Here is a 14,535-nt window from a genome sequence, read left to right as displayed (position 1 = left end):
CAGCCAGATTGCTCGCAGCGCCGGTCATGCACTCCTCCGATCGCTCTCGGTCTCCACCGCTGCCCCGCGAAGGGACGCCCCCGACTCGAGGCGGTCGGCGACCAGGCGTACGGCCTCCTCGGGGCCGTCCAGGGCGAGGGTCAGGCTGCCGAAGGTTTTGTCCTGCAAGGTGCTCACGCCGCCGAAGACGATCTCGAAGCTCACGCCCTCGGCTGCGGCGGCGGCCAGGGCCGGACCGATCCCGTTCTCGTCGTCGATGCGAACGGTCACCAGTCGGCCGGCGCGCCGCTCCCCCAGCCGCTGTAGTTCGTCGGCGGTCGGCCGGTTGTGCAGGACCGTCTCCACGAACGATCGGGTGGGTAGGGCGGCGGGTGCCGAGAACACCTCGAACGTGCTGGCCAACTCCACGATTCGGCCGTCGGCCAGCACCGCCACCCGGTCTGCCACCGCGCGGATCACGTCCATTTCGTGGGTGATGACCACGATGGTGACGCCCAGCTCGCGGTTGATCTTCTTCAGCAGCCGCAGCACCTCACCGGTGGTCTCCGGGTCCAGCGCCGAGGTCGCCTCGTCGGCGAGCAGTAGTGACGGCGAGGTGGCCAGTGCCCGGGCGATGCCGACCCGCTGCTTCTGGCCACCGGACAACTGGTCCGGGTAGCTGCGCGCCTTGTCCGAAAGTCCTACGAAATCCAGCAGTTCTGCCACGCGCGCCTTGCGCCGCGCACGTGGCCAGCCCGCCACCTTCAACGGGTATTCGATATTGCCTGCGGCGGTGCGCGAGCGGAACAGGTTGAACTGCTGGAACACCATGCCGATATCGCGGCGCAGCTGCCGCACCCGCGATTCCGGGACGCCGGTGATGGGGTCTCCGGAGACGAGCACGGTGCCCTCGGTGGGTTGCTCCAGGGCGTTGATCAGCCGAACCAGCGTGGACTTGCCCGCGCCGGAATAGCCGATCACACCGAAGATCTCGCCCTTCTCGATGCACAGGTCGATACCGTCGAGCGCGGTGTGGCGCTGTTTGCCGGTCCGGAAAACCTTGGTGACCGACCGGAATTCGACGGCCGCGACAGAGCTCCCGGCGATCGCGGCTGAATTCTCGCCGGTTGCGGCACCGTCGCCGCTCACTTGGCGTCGCGGATGGTCTGCTGCACCCGCGCCAGGATCTGCTCCAGCTCGGGCCCGCTCTTCGTCACTTCGAGCGCGGTGCCCTTGGAATCCTCCTGCACGGACTTCTGCACCTCGGGGCTGTGGAAGATGTCCACCAGCTTCAGGTAGGTGACATTGCCCCTGTCAGCGGCCCGGGTGACGAAGGCATTGATGTACGGCTCGGCGCCGGGATTGCCCGGATCATCCTTGTACAGCGCGGATTTCGGGTCGATCCCGGACTGTAGCAGGTAGGTGTTGTTGACGACGGACCCGTCCACCGACTCGAGCGACAGCGCCGTCTGCGCCGCGTCGACCGCGGTCACCTTCACCTTGGACGCGCCCATGTCCACGTCGGCTGGCGTCGGCTGGCGGACGGACCCGTTGATCTTCAGCAGTCCGGCCGCCTGCAGGACGAACAGCGCCCGCGCCTGATTGGTCGGATCGTTCGGAATGGCGATCTCCCCGCCCTGCGGGATCTCGGCCACCGACCTGTGCTTCTTGGAGTACAGGCCCAGGGGCACGATCTGCGTAGCCCCGATCGGCGTCAGATCCTGATTGTTGGCCACGTTGTACTGCCCCAGGAACTGGAGATGCTGGAAGAGATTCACATCGATCTGCTTCTGCGCCAGCGCCGTATTGGGCTGCGAGTAGTCCGAGTAGTGGACGATATTCAGGTTGATGCCCTGTTCCTTGGCCTTGTCCTTGAACACGTCCCAGTGCGGATCGGACTCGGTGGTGCCGATGCGCACCGTGGTGCCGCCGGAGTCGCCGCTGCCGCCGCAGGCCGTGAGGGTGAGGCTCGCGACGGCTGCTACCAGGACCGGGATCGCCAGTACCCGATGGAATTTCACTCGTGCTCCCGCATGCTCGTACTGCTTCGTGACCGGTGGAAATCGAACCCGGCCATGCAACCGTGGGGGCAATCGCCGGGCAATGGTTGCGATCCCGGGGAGCCAAACGCTTCCGGCCGCGACGACCGCTCGCCTACGGTGCCTGAAATGCGAAAATACCGCCGTTTCCTGGTGATTCCGGTCCTGTTCGCGCTGGCTCTGACGGCCGCCTGTGGCACGGAACACCACGGCGACGTGGTCCGCATCGGCGTGAACGATCTCTCACAACCGCACTGGGACGTGCTCGAGAAGAAGGCCGCCGCCGCGGGCATCACGGTCGAGTTCACCAATTTCACCGACTACAACCAGCCGAATCCGGCGCTGTCCCAGGGCCGCATCGACCTCAACAAGTTCCAGCACATCCGGTATCTGGCCAACTACAACGCCCGCAACAACGACACGCTGGTGCCGATCGGGGCCACAGAGATCTATCCGCTGGGCCTGTATTCGAAGAAGCACAGGTCGGTGTCGGAGATCCCCCAGGGCGGGGAGATCACCCTGAGCAACAATCCCGCCAATCAGGTGCGGCCACTGCTGAACCTGGCCGCCGCCGGGCTCATCGTGCTGAAGAACGGCGGCTCCTGGGATTCGAGGCTCGAGGACGTCGACAAGTCCGCCTCCAAGGTCCGGCTCACCACCATCGACCCGACGCTGACCGCCGCGTCACTGGACAGCGTGGATGCCGCCTACGTCGACGACACCTGGGCGCGGCAGGCGGGACTGACCAATGATCAGATCATCTACACCGATGACCCGAACCGTCCGGACCTGAAGCAGTACATCAATATCTTCGCCGCGCGGGCCGCCGACAAGGACAACCCGAAGTTCTTGCAGCTGACGCAGATCTACCACGACCCGGAAGTGGAGGCGGCGATCAAGGCCGAGGCGGGGTTCCAGGGCATTTTCAAGACCAACACCCCGGCTGATCTCCAGGCCACCACCACCGACCTGGAAGCCAAGTTCCGGCAATGACTTTCGACTCACGGACTGGTTCCCGCTAGTGTTCTGCATCCGAAATCCATTGTGTAATTGTAGGTTTCGCGGGTCATGAAGACCGGTCGACCGAAGAAGGCCGAGCCGGCGGTGACCGAGGCGCAGCGGCACGAACCGGTGAAGGGGTGCGCGGGCGGCGACGTCGACACAGGTGTATGCGTTGCGGTGCCGGATCGTTCTGGCATGCGCCCAGCCCGGCGGGCGCCACGCGCTGGTCGCGGACATCGATGGCCGAGCGCACCGGACTGTCGAAGTCGACCAGAGGACGTCGATCCCGCGTGCGAATCGAACCACACTGCTTTGGCCATGAGCGCCGCGGTAGTAGATTCATGCGATATATAAATTACTCCCGGGCAGCGCGCGGCGGCCGGGCTGGAGGCCACCGATGCCGCGCATCCGACATCCTCGGCGTCACCGCAATCACCACCACACAAGCCACAGAATTCGACGTCGTCGGGGGCACCCTACGTGTGAGAGGCGGGGAGAATCCGGTGGCTGACCGTTGGATGATTCGCGGTACGGAGTTCGTGAATTGCCTCTGTGATTGGGGCTGTCCGTGCCAGTTCGGTGCGAAGTCGACCTATGGGCACTGCGAGGAGTTGATGTGCGGCCACATCGAGGAGGGATACTTCAACGACACGAATCTCGACGGCCTGGACTGGACGGTGCTCATGTCCTGGCCGGGTGAGGGAGCCGAGGGCAACGGCACGCAGCAGGCTGTCATCGACGATCGGGCGGATTCGACTCAGCGAGAAGCACTGCGGAAGATCGTTCATGGCGAGTCGACCGCCCCCGGAGCGACGCATTTCTTCGTGTACAACAGCATGATGTCGACCGTGCTGGACACGCTCTACGCACCCATCGAACTGTCGATCGATGTCGATCAGCGACTGGCCAGCCTCACGATCGAAGGGCTGGTCGAGTCGCGCGGGACGCCGATCATCAGTCCCTACACCGGAAAGCCGGCCAGGATCCGCATCAATATGCCGGAGGGCATCCGCTACACCTATGCCGAGATGGGTAACGGCAACACCACAGCCCGAGCGGGAATCGCGCTCGACTTCAAGGACAGTTACGGCCAGTTCAACATTCTGCACATGAACCAGGACGGAGTCATCCGCTGACGTCGCGGGTCCGGCGCCACCGGGACAGTCTGGCCATATGGGCCGGCCTGGGCGGGATCACGCTCGCCGCCTGGGTTTACATCGTGGTGATCGCGCGCCGAATGGCGACCGGGTCACCCGGCATGACGGGTCAGTCGGTCGCGGTGATGAGGGACGCCATGACCGGGGTGCAGTCGTGGACGGCGACCCAGTTCGGTCTGACATTGGCGATGTGGGTCGTGATGATGGTCGCCATGATGGTTCCTACCGCGGCGCCGATGATCCTGTTGTACGCCGCGGTCGCCCGGAAGGCCGCGGCCCAGCACAACCCGCTGGCTCCGACGTTCGTCTTCGTCAGCGGCTACATCGCGATGTGGACGATCTTCAGTCTCGTGGCCACCATCGCTCAGCATGCTCTCGATCAGGCCGCGTTGCTCTCCCCGATGATGGTGTCCAGAAGCGCGATGTTCGGAGCCGCGGTGCTGATCGCGGCCGGCATCTATCAGCTCACCCCGTTGAAGAATGCCTGTCTGGAGAACTGCCGGGCCCCAGCGCACTTTCTGTCCCGCTACTGGCGCACCGGCAACCTCGGCGCCTTCCGCATGGGACTGCGGCTCGGCGCCTACTGCGTGGGCTGCTGCTGGATCCTGATGGGATTGCTGTTCGTCGGCGGCGTGATGAACCTCTTGTGGACCGCGGCGATCTCCATCTTCGTCCTGCTGGAGAAGACAATCCCATTCGGTGATGTAAGTGGAAGGTTCGCCGGCGCAGCGATGATCCTGGTCGGCACGTTGAGTCTGGCCCTGTGAGCAGCGAGGCACTCACCGTGTGACTTTGTGGCGCAAGACCTTTGCCGCCGCCCGACGCGCTGTCATGAACCGGAGTCCGTGCCTGCGATCCCCATGCCGGCGGCCCGCAGTTTCTCGTGGGTCACTGAACGGCCTGTCACACCTGCTGGTGATGGTGCCACACGCGATCTCACCGCGACCCCGCTCGACGGACTGGGCGGCGACGGCATGTTCGCCCACTTCCGGCCGCTGTTCGACGGCACGCTCATCGCCAATGTCGAGCTGGGTGCCGAGCGAGCCGCACACCTGGTCGAATCGGGGCTTGCCGACGTGGTCGCCTTCGGCCGCCCGTTCATCGCCAACCCCGACCTGCCCGCCCGGCTCGCCACCGGAGCCCCGCTCGCCGATATCGATTGGACCACCGTCTACGCCTCCGGCGCCCGTGGATACACCGACTACCCGGCCCTGGCCGCGGTCTGAGAACTCAAGGAGCACCTCATGAAGCTCACCGGAAACACCATCCTGATCACCGGCGGCGGCAGCGGCATAGGCCGCGGCCTGGCCGAGGTCCTGCACGGCCTCGGCAACACCGTCATCGTCGCCGGCCGCCGACGCGACGTCCTGGACCAAGTCGCCGCCGCCAACCCCGGCATCGAGGTGGTAGAGCTCGACATCGCCGACCCGGACAGCATCACCAAGGCCGCCGAACAGGTCCTGAACGCCCACCCCGACCTCAACGTCCTGCTCAACAACGCCGGCATCATGCTGCCCGACGATGCCGCCTCCCCGCTGGACGAGGCCACAATGACAGCGCAGGTGACCACCAACCTGCTCGGCACCATCCGCACCACGTCTGCCTTCATCGAGCACCTCGAGAGGCAGCCCGACGCCACGATCCTCTACAACACCTCCACGCTCGCCTTCACCCCGCTCGCTCAGTTCGCCGTCTACTCCGCCACCAAAGCCGCCCTGCACTCCTACGCCCTGTCCCAGCGATTCCTGCTGCGTAACACCGGGGTCAAGGTCCAGGAGATCGTGCCGCCGTGGGTGGCCACCGGCCTGGTCGGCGGCGACGAGGGGCAGGCGATGCCGGTCGAGGACTTCATCGCCCAGGTCATCGAGGAACTTGCCACCGACAGCGAGGAGATCGTGGTCGAGCAGGCCCGGACCTTCCGCGATAACGCCGGACCAGGCGAGCATGCCTTCGTCACCGAGTCGAATGCCTACATGGCCGACCTGCTGAAGGAATGAACGCCTCGGCTGCCCCGATAGAATGCCGCTGAGCTGGTCGATCAACGAAAGGAGCGCATGATGTCGGCGAAGTGTTTCATCGAAGGCGGACCAGATGACATGCCCACGCGAATCGTCCCGATCACGCCGCCCGGTTTCGAGGTGAAGATCGAGCGTCGTGCTGGCTACGAACATTACAAAAGCACCCCAAGGTTCACAGATACTGCCGAGGGGCGGCTCCCCGTGTACGAGTGGTTCGAACGAACCGAGATTGCGGAGTAGATATAACCGTCGCGACCGTTTGCTCACTCGAGGCGTGAGCAAACGTCCGGTCGTGCCGCAACGGATTCCAGGCGCAGAACACTAGGCGACCGCTCCGCGGTGGGCGCGGGCGAGGCGGGCGCGAGCCCCGGCGATGATGGTGATGATCATGACGGTCATGACCTGGAGAGCGGTCAGGGGCAGCCGTTGCTCGGGCGGGACGGGAGCGGCGTATTCGACGGGCGGAGGTGGGGGCGGCAGCGGCGGAACCGGTACCGGGGCAGGGGGAATCGCCGCAGGCGCTGGCACGGGTATCGGTGCGGCCGCGGGTACCACGGCCGGGGCGGGCGGGATCTGCAGAGGGATACCGGGCCCCGGCGCCATGGGCGCCGGCAACAGGAGCATGCAGGTCAGCAGCGCGCTGCCGGTGGCCGCGCTGCCCGCCGCCACGCTGCCCGCTCCGGCCGAGCCCGGGCCGACCAACCCACTGGACCCGGGCACGAAGCCGGGGCCGATCAACCCCGAGCCCATGCCGCTGCCGGTCAGAATGCCCAAACCCAGTGCGGCACTGCCCACCACGGCGCTGCCCGCACAGGCGGTGAGCACACTGCCCGAGTTCAGGCCGGCCAAGCCCCCGAGGGTGTTCGGGGCGGCGGCCGGGCTCGGCGCGGCCGGTCCGGGTATTGCGAGATCCGCTGTGCGCGGCTCGGTTCCGCCTGCGGGGTCGGCACCACCGGACGCGCCGGTACCGAGCGGCACTCCGCCAACCGGACTGTGCGCCACTCCGGCCGAGCTGCCGGAGGTGGCCCCGCCTTGGCCCGCTACGCCCTGGCTACCGGTGTAGCTGTTGCCCGTGCCGAGTCCGAGCGCGCTCCCGGTGGGCGCGTCGATCGGGGTGGCCCGGCTGTCCGGAGCCGCACTGCCGCTGATGATCTCACCGATCGACGGCAGCTCCGGTGGTCCCGGATCGGCGGCGGCGACCTTCGGATGGATGGCGAGCAGCGCCGCGGTCAGCGGTACCGCAGTCGCCGCCACGAATCCTCGTGCTGTTCTTCGGGTTCCGTTCACGCTGCCTCCGAAAGCCAAGTGCGGGTTCCTCGGTCGAACAGATCAGCGCGGATTGCCGCCGCTCGCCACCGGCAGGTCCGAGGCGATGTGCTGGAAGCGGGCCAGGGCCAGTTCGTAGGCGTCCTTGGCGACGTGGTTGCCGCCCGAGAACGGCTGGTCAAGCTGGTAGATGGCCACGATGACCGCGCCGATCACCACGCCGAAGAGTCCGGTCATGAAGATGCTGCGTTTGGTGACCACCACGCCGGAGAAGACCGTGCCGAACAGCAGCATGACGGTCGCGAACCACAGTGCCACATAAAGGAATCCAGGCAGTCGGTATCCGGCATCCAGGCCGCGGTCGTAGCGAGCCTCCGCGATGGCGTCCACTGCGGTGAGGGCCTTGTCCTGGGCCGACTTGGCATCGGCGTCGACAGCGGGCGCGGCGGACACCGCCTGGCGCAGATCATCCAGCGTCGCTTGCGCGGCCGGGCTCAGCCGCCGCTGCTCGTCCATGACCTTCCACTCGTCGCCGACCACCTGCTTGGTGTAGTCGGTCACCAGTGACTGGATCTGCTTTCGATCCTGCGCCGGCATGCCATTGGCGGTCTCGTACACGCTGACCAGCGCCTTGCTCTCGTTCACCGTGTGCTCATGGGAGATGTCGTACTGCTGCCACAGGATAACCACCACGAACGCCACGATGGCCGCGAAGAACATATTGACCATGTCCAGCATCATGTGCCCCGCCCCGGCATCATCGCTGTGCCGCCACGACTTCGGCCGTACCCGATCACCGACGAGGAAGACCCCCACCGCCGCCACCGCGAACAACACCAGCACACCCAGCTGCATCAGGATTCCGAGCATTGCACGACTCCATTCCCACCCAGGGCAGTTGCGATCATGAAGTATTCGCGGCCACCGGGCGGTCGGATCGTGAAGGGCAAGCGAACTGTCATCCGGTTGCGACGAATGCGGCAAATCCACTGCGCGCCTCAATATTTCCCGGACCCGGGCGTGTCGTGCGACTCATCGACCGGGCCCGGCGGGTGCTGCCCACCGACACCTTCGTCCCGCTCCCCAGAGCCTGGCGCAGGCTGCCGAATTCCCGGCCGATGGCACCGACCTTCAGCCCATGCAGTTGGCGGCGAGGAATCCCGCCGCCGCACCTAGCGGGCGAACGACAGCACTGCGGCAGCGACCGTGACGCTTACTTCCAGTGCAGCACCGAGCACGTCACCGTTGAGGCCGCCGAACCGTCGCACACAGTGCCGCACCAGCAGCATCGTCCCGGCCAGCGCCACCACCACGGCCAGTGGCCCCTGCCACGGGTTCGCGGTGGCGAACACCGCTGCGAGACAGGCGATCCCACCCCAGAGACAACCCAGGACGGGATGCTGTGTCCCCGCCACCAGCGCCCCGAATCCTGCGCCCGGAGCCGCCTCGATCCCTCTCCGGCCGGCCAGCACAACCGCGACCCGCCCGACACCGACCGCGACCACCACCGCGAGCCACCGCCCGCCCCCGGCCAGCGCCCCCAGCGAAACCGCCTGAATCCCAATGACGAACACCAGCGCCGCCACCCCGAACGGCCCCGCCCCGCCACTCTTCATGATCTCCCGGGCCCGCTCCGGCGACCCATAACTCCCGAGCCCGTCCATCGTGTCGGCCAGCCCGTCGACGTGCATCCCTCGCGTGATCAACGCGAGCCCGGCCACCGCCACCAACCCGGCCAGCGGCCACGCCGCCCCCAATTCACCCAGCCCCCACAACAATCCAGCGGCCAGTCCCCCGAGCAGCACCCCGACCAGCGGCGCCCAGGCAATCGCCCGGCCTGCCACGGCCCGATCCACCTCGTCCGGCCCCCGCACCGGCAACACGGTCAACCAGGACACCGCCAGCCGAACCGCGTTCACGCGATCACCCGGAACCGTTCCCACGCTGCCCATTGCGCAGCTCCGACCACCGCGGCGGAGCTGCCGTACGCGCGCTGGTCGCGGCCCGCGGGAGTCGGCAGGGATGCTACGACCGCATGGCTGCGAATCTGGTTGCGCGGCACCGCGTCTCGCGAAGCGGGACGCGGTGCCGTGAACGGTGGGTAGCTACGCACCGGCGGCTTCGGCGCCCGTGTCGGCGGTGCTGACTCCGGCGGAGTCGAAGGTCGCCATTTCGCCGAGGGTGGCGACGGCGGCGCGTAGGAGCGGCAGGGCCGCGACCGCGCCGGAGCCTTCGCCCAGGCGCATGCTCATGTCGACCAGGGGCTCGAGGTCGAGGCGCTGGAGGGCGATGGTGTGTGAGGGCTCGCTGGAGCGGTGGCCCGCCACCCACCAGGCGCGGGCGCCCGGGGCCAGCTGGTCGGCGACCACGGCGGCGGCGGTGACCACGACGCCGTCCAGGATGACCGGGGTGCGGCGGGCCGCGGCGCGAGCGAGGAAGCCGGCCATGGCGGCGAAGTCCGCGCCGGATGCGGTGCGCAGCAGGGCTACCGGGTCCTTGACCACCGGGCGGGCGCGCCACATGGCGTCGCGGACGGCGGCGGTCTTGCGGATCCATCCGGCATCGTCGACGCCGGTGCCGCGGCCGACGGCGATCACCGGCTCGGTGTCGGTGACGGCCGCGATCAGCACGGTGGCGGGCGTGGTGTTGCCGATGCCCATGTCACCGGCGATGAGAAGGTCGGCGCCGGAATCGATTTCCTCGTCGGCAATGGTCGCGCCCGCCGTCAGCGCCGCCTGCACCTCGGCCTCGGTGAGCGCGTCCTCACGATCGATGGAGCCGCTGGACCGCCGCACCTTGTGCCGTGAGATCTCCGGCGCGGTATCGGAATCCACCGCGATGTCCTCGACCCGGACGGTGGCGTCGGCCAGGCGCGCCAGCACATTCACCGCCGCCCCGCCGTTCAGGAAGTTGGCGACCATCTGCCCGGTCACCTCGCTCGGGTACGCCGACACCCCGTGCTGCGCCACCCCGTGATCGCCCGCGAAGACCACCACCCGAGCCCGCTCGAACTGCTTGGGCGGGCACACACCCTGGCACGCGGCGACCCAGTTGGCCAGCTTCTCCAGCCGCCCCAGCGCCCCGGCGGGCTTGGTCAGCTGCAACTGCCGCTCCTCGGCGGCCTTCCGCACTCCGGCGTCCGGACCCTGCACCGGCCCGAACGAAATCCGCACGGGCTTGGTCAGAACCGGGCCGTCAGCGCTCCCGCCGGTCGCGGTCGCCCCGGCCGCAGAGCCAACCCCATCCGAATCAGCTTCGGGCACCACTCCCGCACCGACCGCGGCACCCGGAACGGCCGCGGTCGCCGCTCCCGCGGTGGTCATCCCGAGATCCGCACTGTCGGGCCCGCTTCCGGCCACACTGCTCGCGGATCCGGCTCCCTGAGCCGCGGCGGACGCACCGCTGCCGGCCGACCCGGTCCTGGCTTCCGCAGTGGCGGCCGCTGAAACCGGCTGCACCACAGCAGCATCAGCGTCGGCTCCATAAGCCTGGGCCGAAGTCACCACTGCGGCGGCAGAATTCGCTGCGGCGGCATCCGAGAGCGCGGCCGCAACGTCCGGCTTGATCCGCAGCGGCTGCCCGGCCACCACCAGGAAGACCTCGTCGCAAACCTCCGCGAGCCGCTGGTTCAGCGTGCCGATCTCATCGCGGAACAGACGGCCGGAGGCGGTCGCCGGGATGACGCCGAGCCCCACCTCGGGGCTGACGATGATCAGCCGCTGCCGGTATCCGGCCACCGCGCCGACGAGCGCATCGATATCCGGCGCGACGATGCCGCGCGGCGACTCCCAGGCGGCGCGCGCGTCCAGCCGCGCGGTCAGCCAGGTGCCCAGGTCGTCGACCAGGGTGACGGGGGTGGCGTCGGCCAGTGCGGCGACGGCATCGCCCTCCACGATCGTCCAGTTCGCGGGCCGCCGAGCCCGGTGCGCCGCAATGCGTTCGGCGAAGTCGGCGTCGGCCGGATCGGCCACCGCGGTGGCTATGTACCGCACCGCCTCCGACGCGACCAACTGTTCCGCGTAAGCCGACTTCCCGGACCGGGCGCCACCGAGCACCAGGGTCCGCAACGGCCGATCGGTTGTCTGAGCAGTGTGCGACACGTCAGCACGGTATCAACTGCGGCTGCGCTCCGGCCGAGTAGGCACGATCATCACTCGCCTGCGGGCCGAGTCCCACGGCCGGTGTCCGGGTACGGCTCAGGAGCTGTGCTCGTTGTGCACGCACATGACCTTCAGGTCCTCGGCGGTATACGACCAGTCCGTGCCCTGCGGGCAGTCCGAGGGCACGGCTGCGATCATCACTCCCCAACGCACGGTTGCGCAGCGTAGCCGGAGGTACCGCGTCGGACAGCGCCTGTTTCAGGCAGCGCCGTTCAGGACACGCGGACGCCGAACCGCCGCCGGTACTCGACGGGCGCGATCCCCACCACCCGCTGGAAGTGATGCCGCAGCAGCGCCCCGGACCCGAATCCACAACGGTGAGCGAGGGATTCGAGATCCAGGTCGGCGTCCTCCAGCAACTGCTTGGCCAGCAGCACCCGCTGCCCGGTCAGCCATTTCACCGGCGTCGTCCCGGTCTCGGCGGCGAAGCGACGTGCGAAGGTGCGCGTCGACATGGCACTGCGCGTGGCCAACGCCTCGACCGTGTGCGGCAGTTCCAGATGCTCACCCATCCAGTGCAGCGTCTCGCTGAGGCTGTCGGAATCGCAGTCCACCACCGGCCGCTCGATGAACTGCCGCTGCCCGCCATCGCGTTGCGGCGGCACGACCATGCGGCGGGCGATGGCATTGGCGACGCTGCTGCCCAGTTCGCGCCGCACCAGATGCAGACAGGCGTCGATGCCGGCCGCGGTCCCCGCGCTGGTGATGAGATTGCCCTCGTCCACGTACAGGACATCGGGATCGACGGTGGCCTGCGGGAACTGTTCCGTCAGCAGATCGACATACCGCCAGTGCGTGGTGCACTTGCGCCCGTCGAGCAGTCCGGCCGCGCCCGCGAGGAAGGCCCCCGAGCACACCGTGAGCACCGTGGCCCCGGCCTGCGCGGCGTCCCGCACGGCATCCACCAGGCGCTGATCGAAGGGACTGTCCGCAAAGATCGGAAAGGCCGGAATGGCAACCAGATCCGCGTCGCGCAGCTCCTCCAGCCCGTACTCCGGCGTCACGTGAATGCCCGGTGAGCTGGACTTCAGCGGCTTCCCGGGCTCGGCGCCGCAGACCCGGTAGTCGAAGGCGGGCAGTCCGTCGGCGGTCCGGTCGAGACCGAAAACCTCACAGACGACGCCGAATTCGAACATGGCGAGGTGGTCGTTGAGTACGACGGCGACCTTCGAGAGCATGGTCCGATCCCCTCTGGCCGGATATTTGCGAACAATGTCAGAACAGCCACTGTTGGCAGGAACTTCCCTAGAGAAAACTTACTGCCATGCAAGCACTGTCCGCAATCGTCGCAGCCGGAACCGCCATGGCGGCACTCAGCACCCTGACCTTCGGCTTCATGGCCGGAGACACCACCGAACCCCTCGATGAGAGCGAGATCCGCGCATGACCACCATCACCTCCGGCCACAGCCAGTTCCGCACCGCGACCGGCTCCCCCGAGGCAGTCACCATGTTCCGCCGCATCGTCGCCCTGCTGGCCGCGGCCGGCCGGGCCGTCCCCTTCCACCGCGAAAACGCCTGGGAGATGGCCGGTTCCAGCCATGTCGTCGACCGCGACCGCGACCGCATGGCGCTCGAGATCCGCGCCCTGTCGACCTACCGCGAACACAACTGACGGGCGGTGAGACACCGCCCGTCAGGGAATCCATCCAGCGCCGTCAGCGCCGACGGCAGCGGCTAGACCGCGTCGCCCGGGCCCACCTGCGGCTTCGGCGCGCGCATGCGGCGGACCTGCGAAGCGCGCACGAAGGCGTACCAGCCCAGCGAGAACGAGGAATCCGCGGTGTCCGGGAAACGCTCCCGGACCCGCTTGTTCACGAGCCGGCCGAGGACGACGCCCTCGATGATCATGAACAGCATCATCACGAGCATGGCCAGCGTGACGATCGCCTGCAGCGCCGGCGTGAGGATCATGCTGAGGATCAGCACCAGCGCCAGCGGCATGAACAGGCCGAGCAGATTGCGGCGCGCGTCCACGATGTCGCGGACGTACTTCTTGACCGCACCCTTGTCGCGCGGGAGCAGGAACTGCTCCTCACCGGCGAGCATGCGGGACCGCCGATCGTTCATATCGGCCTTGCGCTCGGCCGAGGACGCCTTGCGCTCCTCCTTGGTCCCGCGCAACGCCTTGCGGCGGGCGCGAGCCTCCTTGGCGGTCTTGGGCGCGGGCGCGACCGGACCGCGCCGGCGGCCCTCGGCTTCCCGGCGCGACGGGGTCGGACGCCCCTTACCCAGGGTGACGGTCTTGTCCTCCACCGCGGCGACGGCATCGGTGCTGGAGCTGTCGGAGGTGGGGGTGGACTCGCCACGGCGCAGGAACTTCACGCCGACCAGGCTATTCGATGACATGTCTGCCGGAAAATCCCGGTCTCCCTGATTGTCGTGTTGCACACCTCACCAGCTATCTGTCAGCGACTGCACAACCTGGGCCGTCCGGGGAAGACGCGCCGCGTAGGATGGGGAATAGTCGCCTGCCAGCAGCTGTTGGTAGCCATCGAGACGGGTCCGGGGAGGCAGCGGCCATGCCTTCCACGGGTTGAAAACAGGTCCCTTAGGAGAGTTCATGACTGTGCAGAACGAGACCACCACTCACGGTGTGACTCTGACCGACGCCGCCGCCTCGAAGGCCAAGGCGCTGCTGGATCAGGAAGGCCGCGACGATCTCGCCCTTCGCATCGCAGTCCAGCCCGGTGGTTGCGCGGGCCTCCGCTACCAGCTCTTCTTCGACGACCGCAGCCTCGACGGCGACCTGGTCGTGGAGTTCGGCGGCGTCAAGCTCGCGGTCGACCGCATGAGCGCCCCCTACGTCCAGGGCGCCTCGATCGACTTCGTCGACACCATCGAGAAGCAGGGTTTCACCATCGACAACCCGAACGCCACCGGCTCCTGCGCCTGCGGCGACAGCTTCAACTGAC

At 67.7% G+C, this 14,535-nt stretch carries 17 protein-coding genes; 9 read left to right on the top strand and 8 right to left on the bottom strand.

The genetic code is table 11. The features are described from left to right. Window positions 1-24: 24 nt before the first annotated feature. The gene (locus ABZ909_RS28400) at window positions 25-1,086 is read right to left on the bottom strand and encodes a methionine ABC transporter ATP-binding protein (protein ID WP_357005538.1); all 1,062 of its coding nucleotides are present in this window, start codon (window positions 1,084-1,086) and stop codon (window positions 25-27) included. A gap of 38 nt (window positions 1,087-1,124) precedes the next feature. After that, window positions 1,125-2,000: a MetQ/NlpA family ABC transporter substrate-binding protein gene (locus ABZ909_RS28395; protein WP_357005259.1), complete on the bottom strand. Its 876-nt coding sequence runs from the start codon at window positions 1,998-2,000 to the stop codon at window positions 1,125-1,127. A gap of 147 nt (window positions 2,001-2,147) precedes the next feature. Between ABZ909_RS28395 and ABZ909_RS28390 the strand changes: the two genes are divergently transcribed. The 6 genes from ABZ909_RS28390 (at window position 2,148) to ABZ909_RS28365 (ending at window position 6,435) form a co-directional block, all read left to right on the top strand. Continuing rightward, window positions 2,148-3,011 carry a MetQ/NlpA family ABC transporter substrate-binding protein gene (locus tag ABZ909_RS28390; protein WP_357005256.1) on the top strand — a complete coding sequence of 288 codons (864 nt, stop codon included), beginning with the start codon at window positions 2,148-2,150 and terminating at the stop codon, window positions 3,009-3,011. Between the two features lie 176 nt (window positions 3,012-3,187). Then, complete coding sequence (locus ABZ909_RS28385) at window positions 3,188-4,156, top strand: DUF1326 domain-containing protein (RefSeq protein ID WP_357005255.1); 969 nt, start codon at window positions 3,188-3,190, stop codon at window positions 4,154-4,156. A gap of 233 nt (window positions 4,157-4,389) precedes the next feature. Next, window positions 4,390-4,944 (top strand): DUF2182 domain-containing protein, encoded by a 555-nt coding sequence (locus ABZ909_RS28380; RefSeq protein ID WP_357005252.1) that lies wholly within the window; start codon window positions 4,390-4,392, stop codon window positions 4,942-4,944. Window positions 4,945-5,022: 78 nt separating this feature from the next. Further along, the gene (locus ABZ909_RS28375) at window positions 5,023-5,403 is read left to right on the top strand and encodes a hypothetical protein (RefSeq protein ID WP_357005249.1); all 381 of its coding nucleotides are present in this window, start codon (window positions 5,023-5,025) and stop codon (window positions 5,401-5,403) included. Between the two features lie 18 nt (window positions 5,404-5,421). Continuing rightward, on the top strand, window positions 5,422-6,174 hold the full coding sequence (locus ABZ909_RS28370) for an SDR family NAD(P)-dependent oxidoreductase (protein ID WP_357005246.1): 753 nt from the start codon (window positions 5,422-5,424) through the stop codon (window positions 6,172-6,174). Window positions 6,175-6,231: 57 nt separating this feature from the next. Continuing rightward, on the top strand, window positions 6,232-6,435 hold the full coding sequence (locus ABZ909_RS28365) for a DUF5988 family protein (protein WP_357005243.1): 204 nt from the start codon (window positions 6,232-6,234) through the stop codon (window positions 6,433-6,435). A gap of 81 nt (window positions 6,436-6,516) precedes the next feature. Here the strand turns inward: ABZ909_RS28365 and ABZ909_RS28360 are convergent, their stop codons facing one another. The 5 genes from ABZ909_RS28360 to ABZ909_RS28340 form a co-directional block, all read right to left on the bottom strand. Continuing rightward, a complete protein-coding gene (locus tag ABZ909_RS28360) occupies window positions 6,517-7,449 on the bottom strand; it encodes a hypothetical protein (protein WP_357005242.1) in 933 nt (310 codons plus the stop codon). Between the two features lie 75 nt (window positions 7,450-7,524). Then, window positions 7,525-8,331 carry a DUF4239 domain-containing protein gene (locus ABZ909_RS28355; RefSeq protein WP_357005239.1) on the bottom strand — a complete coding sequence of 269 codons (807 nt, stop codon included), beginning with the start codon at window positions 8,329-8,331 and terminating at the stop codon, window positions 7,525-7,527. A 302-nt stretch (window positions 8,332-8,633) separates the two neighbouring features. Continuing rightward, entirely contained in the window at window positions 8,634-9,380 is a 747-nt protein-coding gene (locus ABZ909_RS28350) for an adenosylcobinamide-GDP ribazoletransferase (protein ID WP_357005236.1), read from the bottom strand. 186 nt (window positions 9,381-9,566) lie between these two features. Next, a complete protein-coding gene (gene cobT, locus ABZ909_RS28345) occupies window positions 9,567-11,561 on the bottom strand; it encodes a nicotinate-nucleotide--dimethylbenzimidazole phosphoribosyltransferase (protein WP_357005233.1) in 1,995 nt (664 codons plus the stop codon). A gap of 272 nt (window positions 11,562-11,833) precedes the next feature. After that, window positions 11,834-12,799 carry a helix-turn-helix domain-containing protein gene (locus ABZ909_RS28340; RefSeq protein WP_357005230.1) on the bottom strand — a complete coding sequence of 322 codons (966 nt, stop codon included), beginning with the start codon at window positions 12,797-12,799 and terminating at the stop codon, window positions 11,834-11,836. A gap of 86 nt (window positions 12,800-12,885) precedes the next feature. Between ABZ909_RS28340 and ABZ909_RS28335 the strand changes: the two genes are divergently transcribed. Both ABZ909_RS28335 and ABZ909_RS28330 read left to right on the top strand, forming a co-directional pair. Continuing rightward, complete coding sequence (locus tag ABZ909_RS28335; protein WP_357005227.1) at window positions 12,886-13,008, top strand: hypothetical protein; 123 nt, start codon at window positions 12,886-12,888, stop codon at window positions 13,006-13,008. Then, window positions 13,005-13,235, top strand: coding sequence for a hypothetical protein (locus ABZ909_RS28330; protein WP_357005224.1), 231 nt, complete (start codon window positions 13,005-13,007; stop codon window positions 13,233-13,235). The genes ABZ909_RS28335 and ABZ909_RS28330 overlap by 4 nt, the downstream gene beginning before the upstream one ends. A 62-nt stretch (window positions 13,236-13,297) precedes the next feature. Here ABZ909_RS28330 and ABZ909_RS28325 read toward each other — a convergent pair whose 3' ends face one another. Next, window positions 13,298-13,945: a DUF3043 domain-containing protein gene (locus ABZ909_RS28325; protein WP_357005536.1), complete on the bottom strand. Its 648-nt coding sequence runs from the start codon at window positions 13,943-13,945 to the stop codon at window positions 13,298-13,300. 238 nt (window positions 13,946-14,183) lie between these two features. Between ABZ909_RS28325 and ABZ909_RS28320 the strand changes: the two genes are divergently transcribed. Then, window positions 14,184-14,534, top strand: a complete 351-nt coding sequence (locus ABZ909_RS28320; RefSeq protein ID WP_033089671.1) for an iron-sulfur cluster assembly accessory protein — start codon at window positions 14,184-14,186, stop codon at window positions 14,532-14,534. Window position 14,535: the final 1 nt, after the last annotated feature.

The organism is Nocardia sp. NPDC046763, assembly GCF_040645495.1.
In the GTDB taxonomy this organism is placed as follows: domain Bacteria; phylum Actinomycetota; class Actinomycetes; order Mycobacteriales; family Mycobacteriaceae; genus Nocardia.
Note: the sequence above shows the minus strand (reverse complement) of the source record. Positions and strands in the feature narration are given on the sequence as shown.

Coding starts and splice junctions, on each gene's coding strand:
- ABZ909_RS28330 (WP_357005224.1), top strand. CDS start 13,005: ATGACCACCATCACCTCCGGCCACAGCCAGTTCCGCACCGCGACCGGC.
- ABZ909_RS28370 (WP_357005246.1), top strand. CDS start 5,422: ATGAAGCTCACCGGAAACACCATCCTGATCACCGGCGGCGGCAGCGGC.
- ABZ909_RS28320 (WP_033089671.1), top strand. CDS start 14,184: ATGACTGTGCAGAACGAGACCACCACTCACGGTGTGACTCTGACCGAC.
- ABZ909_RS28390 (WP_357005256.1), top strand. CDS start 2,148: ATGCGAAAATACCGCCGTTTCCTGGTGATTCCGGTCCTGTTCGCGCTG.
- ABZ909_RS28380 (WP_357005252.1), top strand. CDS start 4,390: ATGATGGTTCCTACCGCGGCGCCGATGATCCTGTTGTACGCCGCGGTC.
- ABZ909_RS28365 (WP_357005243.1), top strand. CDS start 6,232: ATGATGTCGGCGAAGTGTTTCATCGAAGGCGGACCAGATGACATGCCC.
- ABZ909_RS28385 (WP_357005255.1), top strand. CDS start 3,188: ATGCGTTGCGGTGCCGGATCGTTCTGGCATGCGCCCAGCCCGGCGGGC.
- ABZ909_RS28355 (WP_357005239.1), bottom strand. CDS start 8,331: ATGCTCGGAATCCTGATGCAGCTGGGTGTGCTGGTGTTGTTCGCGGTG.
- ABZ909_RS28340 (WP_357005230.1), bottom strand. CDS start 12,799: ATGCTCTCGAAGGTCGCCGTCGTACTCAACGACCACCTCGCCATGTTC.
- ABZ909_RS28335 (WP_357005227.1), top strand. CDS start 12,886: ATGCAAGCACTGTCCGCAATCGTCGCAGCCGGAACCGCCATGGCGGCA.